We start from the raw sequence: 14202 nt of genomic DNA, 5'->3' as shown, positions 1-14202 counted from the left end.
TGAATAGTTAACACTATGGCAATGAGCCGGCTCGCAGCATTCGATAATCAACTCATCGATGGCTTGGAATTCTGCAGGTTGGCGTACAAATTGTTTGAAGATATCCGCAACGAACCAGACGGCCCATCCCGACTTCGCATGCGTACATCGACTGTCGAGAAGAAACTTGTTGAAGAAATCCTGCCCATTTGCAAATACCTTCAAACCAAGTATGGAGCAGGCAGATACATGTCGGTGTGCTGGAAGTCAGGCAGCCAACCGTATGATGCAGAATTGCATCAAGCCGGCAGCTACATTGATCAAGGCTATTTCTCCTCAATAGGATTTCTTGAAGTAACCTGCGCAGTACATCCGAAGGATTACCTAAACCGAGAGCTTCTAAGCACTCAAGGGTTTGCATTCGGTACTAACGGCCTTAGTCGACTGGAGAATAGGACTATTAAGTCTGTCCCTACCCTGCGCTCTAATCAGGATTTCGTTGAGCAATTTGCACAGTATGTGCTCAAGCGAATCAAAGACAAGGCTAAAAAGCCGTATCCAGCTAACACCACTCTCATCATTAGTTGCAGTTTAGATACTAATCCTTACATGCCGGATGACTGGGGGCTTTTGCAAAAACTGGTCACAGAAGCTAGCCCCACTCATAACTTCAATGAAATTTTTGTTTACAGCAACATTGGTGAATACAGCTTTAGCATTTGGCCTGCGCGATAGGAGGTAGTATGGTTGCAAGCTCTGGCCGGTTACCAACTTGTATTGCCTGGACGGTATGATATAAAAGCAGGATGCTAAAGTACTTAAATCTTAACCTGTAAAGAGATAAATTCTATGGATGACGCCATTGCAGCTATCCAAAGCCGCATTAAAAGCGAGACAGCGTTTTCGGTTGGGGTAGGGCATCCAAATAGCTTGCGCACCCAGATAGTGATATGGCCTTGGCGGATTGCTCGCCTGCCGCAAGCGCGTAATCCCATTCCTCCAGAAACATCGCCAACCGGGCAGGTGCAGACGGTTCCACAGTTATTTGCTGTGGATATCCTGTTTCTTTCCAAGCAAGGAATAGATTCCCTGACCAAGGTGGCGAAGATTATCGAAGATAATCCCCTGATTGATATTGGTGACAAGCGCTATCAATTCGTTGAACAGGGTCTTGCTCCAGAGCTGCAGGTTGCGATTTTTTCTAGTGCCAGTTTGTCGCTGCAACCGGTATTGAACTATACGATCTCAAACATTGCTGTTGCCAGCAATGCTTTAACGGATAATGCGCCGCCCATTCTTGAAAGAGGTCGTGTAGTAGCAAAATGAAGAAAATCAGAGTAGCCATCATTTTTGGCGGAAAATCGGCCGAGCATGAGGTGTCGTTGCAGTCGGCCGGAAACGTGTTTGATGCAATTGACCGTGAAAAATATGAGCCAGTCCTGATTGGAATCGACAAGGCAGGGAAATGGTTGCTGAACTCAAACCACGATTACTTCATTGATGCAGATAGTCCTGAACAAATCAGCCTCAATAACTCGCAAAATCGCATCACCTTTGCGCCTGAAAGCAACGGGAAAATTTCAAGTATTGAAAACCGACAGCACAATGGATCGATTGATGTCGCCTTTCCTATCCTCCATGGTCCGATGGGGGAGAACGGTACTGTCCAGGGTTTTCTGAAACTGGCTAATATCCCATTCGTGGGATCAAGCGTTCTGGGGTCAGCGGTGGGCATGGATAAGGATGTCATGAAGAGATTGCTGCGCGACGCTGGAATTCCGATCGGAAAATTTCTGACACTAAGAGACAGCGAGCCGATTCCTGGTTTCTCGGAAGTTTCCAGTTTGCTTGGTTCTCCATTCTTTGTGAAACCAGCCAATATGGGTTCCTCCGTCGGAGGTCAGCAAAGTACATGATGAAGCCAGCTATCGCACAGCAGTAAACTTGGCTTTCTCGTTTAAATGTGTGATCAACGTCTGACGATTTTTGCTGGATCTCGGTGGCGCTCAGTAGCGCTTGGTGGACGGATTGACCTGTTTTAAATCAATGGGTTGCAGAAACAATACGGTCTGCTGAGCGTTCCTATTGTTCATCGAGGTCTGAAAAATTCGGGGGTAGCGTTGGGGGTACTCGTGTTCAACCGTGGGGGTACTTTTCCCCGCAGTGGAGTCCAACGATGCCCGAAAACCTACTCACCGACTTCAAGGTCAGGTCGGCCAAATCGACTGATCGAGATTGGAAACTTTCAGACGGCGGGGGCCTGTTCCTGCTGGTCAAGCCCGCCGGTGGCAAGCTCTGGCGGTGGAAGTACCGCCTGCAGGGCAAGGAGAACCTCTTTGCGATTGGCGGTTTTCCTCAAGTAAGCCTTGCGGAGGCGCGTGCGGCCCGAGAGAAAGCGCGTGCCTTGGTCAAGCAAGGTATCCACCCTGCGCATGAGCGGCAGCAGGTCAAGCAGCGCAACTTGGAAGTGCTGGAGGAACGCAAGCGCGCAAAGGAAAGCTCGTTCGCCAAGGTGGCGAAAGCGTACCTGGCGGAGATCAAGCCCGTCTTTGCGCTCAGTTCCTACCGCACGAAAGAATCCCGCATCAGGAAGTACCTGTCGCCCAAGTTCGATGGGTTGCCGATGAGCGGCATTGGCGTGAAGCAGATTCGCCCGCTGCTGGAGGAATGCAAGGCACATGGCGCGTGGGCGGCCATCCACGTCAAAGGCGATCTTTCGGCAATCTTCGAGTTCGCGGTGGTGCGGGGGCTGGTTGAGGCCAATCCGATTCCCTCCCTACGCGGGCTGCTGCGCGTGCCGGCCAGCGAGAGCAAGGCTGCGATGACGCGTGAGCAAATCCAGAAGTTCTATCAGGAGTTGTGCGGCTACCGGGGCTATCCGGAAACCTCTTTGTGTCTGCGGTTGATTGCGCTGACCGCCTGCCGTCCAGGGGAAGCGGCGGATGCCGAGTGGGACGAGTTCGACTTTGAGGATGCATTGTGGCGTCGGCCTGCGGCGAAGATGAAGGCGCGGCGTGACCATGTCAGCCCGTTGTCCACGCAGGCCATAGCGGTGCTGAAAGACTTGCAGCACATCACGGGTGGCGGGCGCTATCTGTTTCCACACCGAAGCGGAAAGGGCTTCACTACGCCCAACCGGCTCACCTACGCGATGCGCGACATGAACCTGGGCCGGGGCACGACGCCGCATTGCTGGCGGACGACCTTTTCAACCTGGGCCAATGAGAACGGATACCGGCCTGATGCGATTGAGCGGCAGCTTGCCCACGTGGAAAGCAACAAGGTGCGGGCGACGTACAACAAGGCGCTGCTGCTGGATCAGAGAAGGACGCTGTTGCAGGACTGGGCGGACTATCTGAGTGCGGCGGAGGACAGCGGCACCGCATAGGGAAGAGTTGGCTGAGTGTTGCAGAACGGATGGACAGGGCGGCCTTTTCCTTTTCTGGATAGGGCCGTTGTCCCTTGAGTGCCGTTCCCTTGCCATTTGCCTTTGCCCAAGGCTGGGCGCTGGAAAATGGGGTAAATAATGGATTAAATGGGGTAATTTCTAATTTATTACCCTTTTTAGATTCATATAGCTCATTTCCTTCTTGGTCGGCCATACCAGCCTCTCACGACCGGTCCAATGTTCAGGAAATGGGGTAGTCAAACACCAGAAAAGAGGCATTTTTAGAGACAATACCCCATTTAAGAGCTATGATTACCCCATTTACACAGTCTGGGCTTACATTTCCATGCACTCGCTCACACCCGAGTACCTTGCCGCGCTTCGCTTCGATGGCACTCAGGCCGCCACGTTGCGCACACTGGGCGAATACCAGGGTAAGCAGCAACTCTACGCTGCGCAGTCGCCCGAAGCCCTCAAGGGGCTACGCCAGATCGCGGTGGTGGAGTCCACCGAGTCGTCCAACCGGCTGGAAGGTGTTGTCGTAGCGCCTTCGCGGCTGAAGTCTCTGGTCATCCGCAACGCAACACCAAAGAGCCGCTCCGAACAGGAGATCGCCGGCTACCGTGACGCCCTGGCGCTGATCCACGAATCGGCCGCGCACATGCCCTTCAGCGAGGGCGTAGTGCTGCAACTCCACACCCTGCTGTACCGCTATATGCCGCAGGCGGGCGGGCGCTGGAAGGCTACCAATAACGACATCATCGAACGTCACCCGGACGGCACGTCACGTCTACGCTTCCAGCCGGTCGCTGCGCACCTCACACCCATGGCTATGACCGATCTGGCTGGGCGCTACGCCACCGCGCTGGATCAGCACCTGGCCGACCCCCTCGTACTGGTGCCGCTGGCGATGCTCGACTTCCTGTGCATCCACCCCTTCCCGGACGGCAACGGTCGCATGTCCCGTTTGCTGACCCTGCTGCTGCTCTACCACTTCGACTATGCCGTGGGCCGCTACATCAGTCTGGAACGCATCTTCGAGGACACCAAGGAAGGCTATTACGAAACGCTGGAAGCCAGCTCGCAGGGCTGGCACCAGGGGCAGCACGACGTAAAGCCCTGGCTCGACTACTTCTGGGGTGCCTTGCTACGGGCCTACCGTGAGTTCGAGGAGCGTGTCGGCACCATCGAACGGGGACGTGGCAGCAAAGGCGACCGAGTGCGGACGGAAGTTCTGGGGCGCACCCTGCCGTTCTCGATTTCCGAGATTGAAGAAGCCTGCCCGGGCGTGAGCCGGGACATGGTTCGACTAGTGCTGCGAGCGATGAAATCAGAGGGGTTGATCGAATCGACTGGCAAGGGGCGAGGTGCGAAGTGGTTAAAGATCAAGGCAGAGGGGCGAAGCTAATGTTCAAATTCCTGGCGGTTTTGGAATACGCCTGCGCGCAGAACCTGAAGCTGGGTTCTCAAGGTGAATCAGCGGAGGGGGAGGCCTGAGATGGCGAACGCGAAGGAAGCGCAAGCACGCATCAAGATCAACAAACTGCTGGAGAGTGCCGGCTGGCAGTTCTTCAACAATGCGAAGGGCAAGGCGAACGTAACGTTGGAGCCGAACGTCAAGCTCAGCCTGGATCAGATCAACGATCTGGGTGATAACTTCGAATCGACCAAGAACGGATTTGTTGACTTTCTACTGCTAGATGAAAAGAGCTTTCCGTTGGTGGTGCTGGAAGCTAAGTCCGAAGACAAGAACCCGCTGGTCGGCAAGGAGCAGGCGCGAAAGTATGCCAAGTCGCTCAACTGCCGATTCGTGATCTTGTCAAACGGCAACCTACACTACTTCTGGGACCTGCAGCAGGGCAATCCGCACATCATCACCGCCTTCCCGACGCCGGACTCGCTCAAGAGCTATCAGAAGTTCGAACCTGATCAGAAGCGCTTGATCACCGAAGCCGTCGGGCGCGATTACATCGTCCAGACTCAGCAGCCGGGTTACGAGAAAGAAGCGGGCTGGATTAACGCTGACGAACGTCCGGCTTTCATCGCGAAGAACAAGCTCCGATTTCTGCGCGACTATCAGAAAAAAGCGGTCAACGCGATTCAGGACGCGGCGGCTGAAGGATCGACACGCTTTCTATTCGAAATGGCGACCGGCACCGGCAAGACTCTGACGTCTGCTGCCGTTATCAAACTGTTCCTGCGCACCGGCAACGCCCGCCGCGTGCTGTTCCTTGTGGATCGGCTGGAGCTGGAGGATCAAGCAGCGAAGGCATTCAAGGACTACCTGAAGAACGACTACGCCACGGTTATCTACAAAGAACGCCGCGATGACTGGCGCAAGGCCGAGATCGTGGTCACCACGGTGCAATCGCTGCTGTTCAACAACAAGTACCAGCGCCTGTTCTCGCCCACGGACTTCGACTTGGTTATCTCCGATGAGGCACACCGCTCCATCGGCGGTAATGCACGTGCTGTCTTCGAATATTTCGTTGGCTACAAGCTGGGCCTGACGGCAACGCCCCGCGACTATCTGAAGAGCTTTGATGCCAGCAAGCCGACTACCCGCGACCCACGAGAGCAGGAACGCCGCCTGCTGCTGGACACTTACCGCACCTTTGGCTGCGACTCCGGGCAACCGACCTTTCGGTATTCATTGTTGGATGGCGTCAAGGACGGCTTCCTGATCAATCCTGTAGTGGTAGATGCCCGAACCGACATCACCACAAAACTGTTGGCCGAGAAGGGCTATGCCGTGATGGCACCGGCTGGTGAGGACGGGCAGCAGGAGCAAAGCTTTGTCTCCAAGGACTTTGAGAAGAAATTCTTTTCCAAGGCGACCAACGAGTTGTTTGGCCAGACTTTCATCAAGAACGGCCTGCGTGATCCAGTAACTGGTGAGTTCGGTAAGGGCCTAGTGTTCGCCGTCAGCCAAAACCATGCCACCAAGCTGACCCAAATCCTGAACGAACTGGCGGACGTACTGTGGCCTGGCAAGTATCAGTCAGACTTCGCGGTGCAAGTGACCTCCAGCGTGCCGGACGCCCAGCAATACACCATCAATTTCACCAACAACAACCTGTTGGGCTCGGCCAACTTCAACGCTTTGTACAAGACCAGCAAGGCGCGGGTCTGCGTCACCGTAGGCATGATGACCACCGGCTACGACTGCCCGGACATTCTGAATCTCGCGCTGATACGGCCGGTGTACTCGCCGTCCGATTTCGTGCAGATCAAGGGGCGCGGCACGCGCAAGCACAACTTTCTTGAACAGCTGTTCGATAACGATCTGAAGCCGCTGGTCAATGAGCCCGAGAAGGTCCGCTTCAAGTTCTTCGACTTCTTCGCCAACTGTGAGTACTTTGAGGAGAAGTTCGACTACGACGAAGTGCTCAAGCTGCCGGCGCGTAGCAGTGAGAGTGACGGCCAGGGAGGCGAGCCACCACCAACGGGCGGAATGTACGAGCACATCGGCACCGATGCCATGTTCCACGTGGCCGAGCAGCAAATCGGCTACGAAGGCATGAAGATCGACCGGATGTTCTTCGAAAAATTCGAGGATCAGGTCAAGGCCGACCCCACGCTGCAACAGCAGGTGGAAAGCGAGCAATGGGAGCTGGCCATCGACTACGTGACCAGCCACCTGTTCGACAAACCCAACGAGTACTTCAACCTGGACAAGCTGCGGCGCGCAGCCGGTGTGGATCGTCGCCTGAGCCTGAAGGAAATCCTGCAGAAAATCTTCGGCTTGATCCCGTACTTCAAGAGCAAGGACGAGCTGCTGGAAGACGAGTTCCAGGAGTTCCTGCTCGCTAACCAAAGCAAGCTGACAGAAGACCAGGGTACAGCGGTGCTGGCGATGAAGTACTTCTTCAAGGCGTATTCCACCGACGCGGCCCTGCGCGCCATCATCGACGACAAGCGTTTTGGCGAGCTGAACGTCAACCCGGCTTTTGGCGTGGGTGACCTGCGCGCCGTGCCGCCCGAGTGGCGCGAAGGCATACCCGAGTACGTCAAAGACTACGTACCTCTGAATCAATTCATGTAAGTAATTTCTGAGGCTGCCTTAGGCAGCCGAGTGAGAAGAACAACACAATGCTGGATACCGACACCAAACGCCGAATCGACTCTTGCCGCGACATCCTTGTCGGCAAGGTGCCTGACCCCAAAAGCCAGGTCGAGCAGATCACCATCGCGCTTATCTACAAGTTCATGGACGACATGGACGCGCAATCCGAAGAGTTTGGCGGCAAGCGCAGCTTTTTCGTCAATGGCTTCGAGAAATATAGCTGGACCAAACTGCTGGCACCCAACATGGGTGGTCAGGATACGCTGAACCTCTACTCCGAAGCCATTGGCAAGATGACTGAGAACACGCATTTGCCTGCACTGTTCCGCGACATCTTCAAGAACGCTTACCTGCCGTATCGCGACCCGGAAACGCTCAAGGCATTTCTGAAGGAAATCGACGGCTTCTCCTATGACCACTCCGAGCGACTCGGAGACGCCTTCGAATACCTGCTGTCGGTGCTGGGCAGCCAGGGCGATGCCGGCCAGTTTCGCACGCCTCGTCACATTATTGATTTCGTGGTTCGAGCTGTTGGGCCGAAAAAAAACGACAGAGTTTTGGACCCGGCTTGCGGCACTGCTGGATTCCTAATTTCCGCATACAAACACATCCTTAGAGAGAACTCGCCAATCGAAGAGCGAAGTGGCTGGCAACTACAACAGGGTGCTTCAGTCGCAGAAACATCAATTGAGAGTCCAATGCACTATAGCGGGAGTCTTCTGACCCCGACGGAGCGCCAAAGAGTTCATGAAAACATTAAGGGATTCGATATTTCGCCGGATATGGTGAGGATCTCATTGGTAAATCTTTACTTGCATGGATTCCGGTCCCCGTTGATCGAAGAGTATGACTCGTTAACTCAAGAGGATCACTGGAAAGAGAGCTACGATACGATATTGGCCAATCCGCCGTTTATGACGCCGAAGGGTGGAATCAAGCCACATAAAAAATTTAGCCTGCAGTCAAAACGAGCCGAATTGCTTTTTCTTGACTACATCGCTGAACACTTGTCGCCCACAGGGAAGGCAGGAGTGGTTGTACCCGAAGGTATCGTTTTTGTCGGTCAATCAGCCTACGTTGGAATGCGAAAGCGATTAATTCAAGAAAAGTCTCTAATTGCTGTCGTTGAATTGCCTCATGGTGTATTCAAGCCGTACGCCAGCGTTAAAACTCATATCTTGATTATCGACAAGGGGATAGCCAAGGGTCTCGATGATGTCCTTTTTATAAATATTGGTGCTGATGGGTATACGCAGACAGATACCAGGCAAGCAGTTGATGAGAACGAGCTACCTGCGGCGTTGGACTTAATTGAAAAATTTAAGCGTAATCAGTTGGAAAGTGTCCAAAATCTCTCACGACCGAACTTCATCACAGTTAAAAGAGAGCACATTCTTGCGTCAGCCGGATGCCACTTAGTTGGTCGGTGGTACATGCTCGAGAGAACATTTCAGGAGCTTCGACAGCGTATGCCTGGCGCGAGAGAGCTGGGCGAGATTTGCTATATCCATCGGGGACAACACTCAAACATGAGTTCTCCGCCCGGAGACTTTCCACTTGTGGTCCCCGCGACTGATAGAAAAACATCAGCCGATTATTCCTTTGACTTCAAGGCGAGTTGCATACCACTTGTATCATCTTCTGGGCACGGCAAGGCTGACATTAAGCGTCTCCATTATCAGGAGGGAAGGTTTGCTCTCGCAGATACGATGTGTTGCCTCGAAGTAAAAAACCCAGAAGAAGTGGAGATGAGATATATCCACGAGTACTTGTCGAAGTTCAAAGATGAACTTTTAGTACCAATGATGTGCGGGGCCACAAACGTTACGTTGGACGAAAGCGACCTAAAGAAGATTCTCATCCCTTTGCCATCCATTGACGAGCAGCGAAGCATTGTTCGGGGAATCCTTGCGAAGGATGCCGCTGATAAGCTGAAAGCCATTGGGGAAGAGATCGGTTTTGGTATCACTTCATCCGCAGAAATTGTTTCGGAGATCAAAAATCAGATTGAAAAATTGCTCGCTATTCGAGAAGCATCCCCTTCCTTGAGCATTTCATGATGCGTTTTGTTTTTTGGGTCGGAGATTAAGGCGGAGGAAATGATGGCCCCAATCAGGAGAAGAACATGAGCCAACCCTGGCCTTATCCCGGCGCACGCTGGTGGAAGTTCGATTTCCATACCCATACCCCTGCCTCCAAGGACACGGGTGCCTGGCAAGCCGTCATCGGCACGTCCAACGAGCTGACGCCGCTGACCTGGCTGCTCAAGTACATGGCAGCCGGAATCGACTGCGTGGCGATCACCGACCACAACACGGGCGAATGGATCGACAAGCTCAAGGCGGCTTATGCGGACATGAAGCACGACGCCGACGCCGGAACGGCGCCTGCCGGTTTTCGTGAACTGCATCTGTTCCCCGGCGTGGAAATCTCGGTACAGGGCGGTTTTCATCTGTTGGCGATCTTCGACCCGTCTGCCACCAGCCAAACGATCAGCGATCTGCTGGCGAGGGCGGACTACGACGGCACGCGCGGCGACAGTGATGGTGTTACCCGCGAAGGGGCAGCCAAGGTGGTGGAGCGCATTCTGGCGACGGGTGGTCTTGCTATTCCGGCACACGTCGAGAGTGATAAGGGACTGCTGCAGGTCGAGCCCGGCACACGAAAATGCTTGCTGGATACCACTACGGTCAAGCAGGTATTGCAGGAACCTGGCATTTTGGCTCTGGAGTGGGCAGCATCCACGAGTCCTGCACCGATGGTGCTGGACGAACTAAAACTGCGCTTCGCCAACGTGGTTGGCAGCGATTGCCACAGCTTTCAGGGAGTTGCCGTTCCCGGTTCACGCTACACCTGGATCAAAATGGCCACGCCCAGCTTGGAAGGCTTGCGCCTTGCGTTGCTGGATGGGCAAGAGGTCTCCGTTCGGCGTAGCGATGAGAGCAGCGGTTTCGCCCCTTTCGATACGCCAGAGCATTTTATCGAGTCGATTGAAATCCGCGACGCGCGCTACATGGGGCGGGGAAGAACGGTCGCCAGCTTGCCGCTAAATCCCTACTTCAATGCCCTGATCGGTGGGCGTGGCACTGGTAAATCGACCGTCGTGCATGCCCTACGCCTGGCCTATAGGCGGGAAAAGGAGCTGTCGTCCGCCTCAGAAGCCGGGCAAACCTTCAACCGATTCAACAAGGTCGCCAAGACTCGCAGCGACGAAGGCGGCCTGCGCACGGAGACAGCTCTCTACGTGCAAGTGCATCGCGATGGCACGTCCTATCGCCTGATCTGGCGGCAGGACGGCCAAGGGCATGCGGTGGAGGAATGGGATGCCGCCGCAGACAGCTTCAAGCCCTCGGCCAGCCAGGCCATCACCGAACAACGGTTTCCGGTGCGCTTGTTCAGCCAGGGGCAGATCGCGGCCTTGGCTGGCGACAGCCAGCAGGCGCTGCTGAAGGTGATCGACGATGCGGCTGGCACACAATCGCAGCAAGCGGCCTTCGAGGAGGCCAAACGTGCTTTTCTAGCCTCTCGGGCGCAGATGCGCGATCTGGAAGGCAAGCTGCAAGGCCGCGAGTCGTTGACGATTTCTCTGCAAGACATCCAGCGCAAGCTGGCCCGCTTCGAGGGCGCCGACCATGCAGCGGTGCTGAAGAACTACCAGCGCAGCAACCGGCAAAGTCGCGAGCTGGAACGCCAGTTTGAAGCATCCTCCGAATTGGCTGTCCGCTTGAAGGACGTTGCTGCAGACTTACTGGCAGAAGACTTGGCTGAAGGGCTGTTCGATGCCGACGAAGATCGTCCTGCACTCACACTCATGGAGGCGTTGCACGCGTCCATCGGCAAGGCCAGGGAGGAGGTCGAGAACGCGGCTGTCGCGTTGCAGGAGCGCGGGCAAGCCTTACGAGGAGAGCTCGAAGCATCGCCCTGGTTTGCGCGGATCGGCGCGGCCAAAGCAGCCTACGATCAGCTTAAGACCGATTTGCAGCAACAGGGCGTCAGCGATCCCAATGAGTACGGCCATCTGGTGCAGGAAAAGCAGCGGCTGGAGGCCGAGCTCAAGCGGCTGGAGACTTTGCAGAAGCAACACGCCGACCTGCGCGAAAAAGCCAAAGCGCTACTGGAGCAGGTGCAGTCCGCCCGCCGTGCCATCAGCACGCAACGCAGCGCATTCCTTCAAGAAACGCTCCAAATCAATCCCTTTGTGCGGATCGAACTGATTCCTTACAGCCGAGATGCGCAGGGCATCGAGCGCTCGTTGCGGGAAGTGCTCGGGGCTGCCGACGGCAAATACGTGGATGACCTGTACCAGGAACAGGATAGTGCCCCTCCCAAGGGCCTCGTGGCAGACCTGCTGGTCGCTGTTGATCTTGTCGAGCAGCCGGGAACACGGGACGCGACAGCCTTCGAGCAGGCGTTACTGGCCCAGAAAAGGCGTCTGGTGCAGGCATGTCGTGGTAACGCGGAGTTCGGTGGCTGGTTCAACAAATTCTTGAAAGCTGAAGCCGACAAGCGCCCCGAGTTTACCGACCACATCTTGTGCTGGTTCCCCGAAGACGGCTTGCAGGTGGAATACAGCCGCAAGGGCGATGGTCGGGACTTTCAATCCATTGGCCAGGCTTCAGCCGGTCAGCGTGCAGCCGCCATGCTGGCCTTCCTGTTAGCCCATGGCAAAGAGCCGCTGGTGCTCGACCAGCCCGAGGACGATCTGGACAACCACCTAATCTACGGACTGGTGGTTCAGCAGATTCGCAGCAACAAACTGCGCCGTCAGCTCATTATCGTGACCCATAACCCCAACATCGTGGTCAATGGTGATGCAGAGCTGATCCACGTGCTGGACTTCAACCATCAGTGCCATGTGAAGCAGACCGGCTCATTACAGAATCAGTCTATGCGCAGCGAAGTCTGCCAGGTGATGGAGGGTGGTGAAGAGGCGTTTGAGCGGCGTTATCAGCGCTTAGGTAAAGATGTTTGATAACGTCGCCGTTTGATCCACAAGATTCGCTTTGATAAGAATGACGCAATAAGGAACAACCATGGCCAAGGCCGAAGCCAGCGTTGAAGAGCTAGTATCCATGATCGAGCGCGGCGAACTGCGCTTGCCGGAGATGCAGCGCCAGTACGTGTGGCGTTCTACGCGAGTGCGCGATCTGCTGGATTCGCTGTATCGCGGCTACCCATCGGGCGCAATCCTGCTTTGGGAAACGGATGAAGCTGTGCCGCTGCAGGATTTCGCGGTCAGCCAGAGCACGAATCCTTACCAGAGCACGCGGCTTCTGCTGGATGGTCAGCAGCGTCTGACATCGCTCTCTGCCGTCATTCGCGGCGAGCCAGTATCGGTGCGCGGCCGTCGTCGGCCTATCGACTTGCTGTTCAACTTGGAACATCCCGACCAGTTGGCGGTCGTGACCGAAGTGGAAGAGAACGGCGACGACGAGGACGATGTTGACGACGATAGCGAACTGATTGGCGATGAGACGGACTCGACCGAGGACGAACTGCTCAAGCGCTTCAACAAGATGACTTTCGTGGTGGCCACGAGGAAGCTGGAGCAGTTGCCGCATTGGGTGAAAGTGTCGGAAGTGTTCAAGACCGACAACGATGCGCCGTTCCTCAAACGTGCGGGCATCAGTGGTTTTGACGATCCTCGTTACGAGAAGTACAGCCAGCGCCTGGCCCGGCTACGTGGCATCCGCAAGTACGTTTATCGGATGGATGTACTGGAACGGACGCTTTCCTACGATGAGGTCACGGAAATCTTCGTCCGGGTCAATTCACTGGGAGCCAAGCTGCGCAGTTCCGACTTGGCTCTGGCGCAGATCACCGCCAAGTGGCGGCACTCGCTGCAGACGTTCCAGGATTTTCAGAAGGCCTGTGCCAAGACGGGCTTTGACCTCGATCTCGGTTTGCACCTGAAGAACCTGATGGCGTTTGCCACCGGTCAATCACGTTTCCAGATCGTGGGTAGCCTGAATGTGGAGAAGCTGCAGAAGGCATGGAAAGAAGCCTGCGATGGCATGGAATTCGCGCTCAACTTCCTGCGTAGCAATCTGGGCATCGATAGCCCGGCACTGTTGTCGTCGCCTTTCCTGCTGGTGGTGCTGGCGTATTTCGGGCATAGCCGCAACTATGCGCTGAGCAACGACGAGGCTCGCCAACTGCGCTACTGGGCGCTGATGGCCAATGCCAAAGGCCGCTTCTCCCGAGGCTCCAGCGAAACCATTCTGGATCAGGATTTGGCAAATATTCGTCAGGGCGGAGCAGTGAGCGAGCTGATCGACCGGCTGCGCCTGCAGTTCGGCCGCCTGGACATTACCGCGGAGGAACTGGAAGGCCGCAACCAGCGCAGCGCGCTGTTCAAGACCATGTTCCTGGCTTTCCGCGCTGCCAGTGCGAAAGATTGGCGCAGTCATCTGACCATTGCTCTGGATCATTCGGGCGCCCAGCATCGCTTGCAGTTCCATCACATCTTTCCCAAAGCCGTACTGAAGACCAGCTTCACTGCCCGCGAGGCGGATGACATCGCTAATCTGGCCTTCATCGGCGGCAAGACGAATCGCGCGATCAGCGACAAGGCCCCGGCGGTTTACCTGCCCCCGCTGGTGGGCCAGCTTGGCGAGCCAGCGTTCGCAGCACAGTGCATCCCGGTTGAGGCATCGCTGCTGGAAGTGGGAAGCTACAAGGCTTTCTTGCTTGAGCGACGCAAGAGGATTGCAACGGCGCTGAATACGTTTGTTGGGCCTGCAGATTGAGCCGGTGGACGGCTGTGTAT

At 55.4% G+C, this 14202-nt stretch carries 9 protein-coding genes and 1 pseudogene; all 10 read left to right on the top strand.

The window, feature by feature from the left end; all coding sequences use genetic code 11:
* Positions 1-90: 90 nt before the first annotated feature.
* Positions 91-714 (top strand): hypothetical protein, encoded by a 624-nt coding sequence (locus LG200_RS09980; protein WP_226757480.1) that lies wholly within the window; start codon positions 91-93, stop codon positions 712-714.
* A 114-nt stretch (positions 715-828) separates the two neighbouring features.
* Positions 829-1305, top strand: a complete 477-nt coding sequence (locus LG200_RS09975; protein WP_226757479.1) for a hypothetical protein — start codon at positions 829-831, stop codon at positions 1303-1305.
* Positions 1302-1895 carry a D-alanine--D-alanine ligase gene (locus LG200_RS09970; protein WP_226757478.1) on the top strand — a complete coding sequence of 198 codons (594 nt, stop codon included), beginning with the start codon at positions 1302-1304 and terminating at the stop codon, positions 1893-1895. The genes LG200_RS09975 and LG200_RS09970 overlap by 4 nt, the downstream gene beginning before the upstream one ends.
* A 260-nt stretch (positions 1896-2155) precedes the next feature.
* The gene (locus LG200_RS09965; RefSeq protein ID WP_226757477.1) at positions 2156-3367 is read left to right on the top strand and encodes a tyrosine-type recombinase/integrase; all 1212 of its coding nucleotides are present in this window, start codon (positions 2156-2158) and stop codon (positions 3365-3367) included.
* A 346-nt stretch (positions 3368-3713) separates the two neighbouring features.
* A complete protein-coding gene (locus tag LG200_RS09960; protein WP_226757476.1) occupies positions 3714-4775 on the top strand; it encodes a Fic family protein in 1062 nt (353 codons plus the stop codon).
* 90 nt (positions 4776-4865) lie between these two features.
* Positions 4866-5219: pseudogene (locus LG200_RS14215) on the top strand (type I restriction endonuclease); the annotation flags it as partial.
* Between the two features lie 87 nt (positions 5220-5306).
* A complete protein-coding gene (locus LG200_RS09955) occupies positions 5307-7412 on the top strand; it encodes a DEAD/DEAH box helicase family protein (protein ID WP_404809809.1) in 2106 nt (701 codons plus the stop codon).
* Positions 7413-7459: 47 nt separating this feature from the next.
* A complete protein-coding gene (locus LG200_RS09950; protein ID WP_226757475.1) occupies positions 7460-9493 on the top strand; it encodes an N-6 DNA methylase in 2034 nt (677 codons plus the stop codon).
* A gap of 65 nt (positions 9494-9558) precedes the next feature.
* Positions 9559-12405 (top strand): TrlF family AAA-like ATPase, encoded by a 2847-nt coding sequence (locus tag LG200_RS09945; protein WP_074709491.1) that lies wholly within the window; start codon positions 9559-9561, stop codon positions 12403-12405.
* Between the two features lie 61 nt (positions 12406-12466).
* Positions 12467-14182 (top strand): DUF262 domain-containing protein, encoded by a 1716-nt coding sequence (locus tag LG200_RS09940; protein ID WP_226757474.1) that lies wholly within the window; start codon positions 12467-12469, stop codon positions 14180-14182.
* Positions 14183-14202: the final 20 nt, after the last annotated feature.

It is taken from the genome of Methylobacillus caricis, assembly GCF_020532705.1.
GTDB lineage: Bacteria > Pseudomonadota > Gammaproteobacteria > Burkholderiales > Methylophilaceae > Methylobacillus > Methylobacillus caricis.
Note: the sequence above shows the minus strand (reverse complement) of the source record. Positions and strands in the feature narration are given on the sequence as shown.

What these genes read in the sequence shown, in the direction of transcription:
- LG200_RS09970 (WP_226757478.1), top strand. Translation starts at nt 1,302, where the DNA reads ATGAAGAAAATCAGAGTAGCCATCATTTTTGGCGGAAAATCGGCCGAG.
- LG200_RS09965 (WP_226757477.1), top strand. Translation starts at nt 2,156, where the DNA reads ATGCCCGAAAACCTACTCACCGACTTCAAGGTCAGGTCGGCCAAATCG.
- LG200_RS09945 (WP_074709491.1), top strand. Translation starts at nt 9,559, where the DNA reads ATGAGCCAACCCTGGCCTTATCCCGGCGCACGCTGGTGGAAGTTCGAT.
- LG200_RS09940 (WP_226757474.1), top strand. Translation starts at nt 12,467, where the DNA reads ATGGCCAAGGCCGAAGCCAGCGTTGAAGAGCTAGTATCCATGATCGAG.
- LG200_RS09960 (WP_226757476.1), top strand. Translation starts at nt 3,714, where the DNA reads ATGCACTCGCTCACACCCGAGTACCTTGCCGCGCTTCGCTTCGATGGC.
- LG200_RS09950 (WP_226757475.1), top strand. Translation starts at nt 7,460, where the DNA reads ATGCTGGATACCGACACCAAACGCCGAATCGACTCTTGCCGCGACATC.
- LG200_RS09975 (WP_226757479.1), top strand. Translation starts at nt 829, where the DNA reads ATGGATGACGCCATTGCAGCTATCCAAAGCCGCATTAAAAGCGAGACA.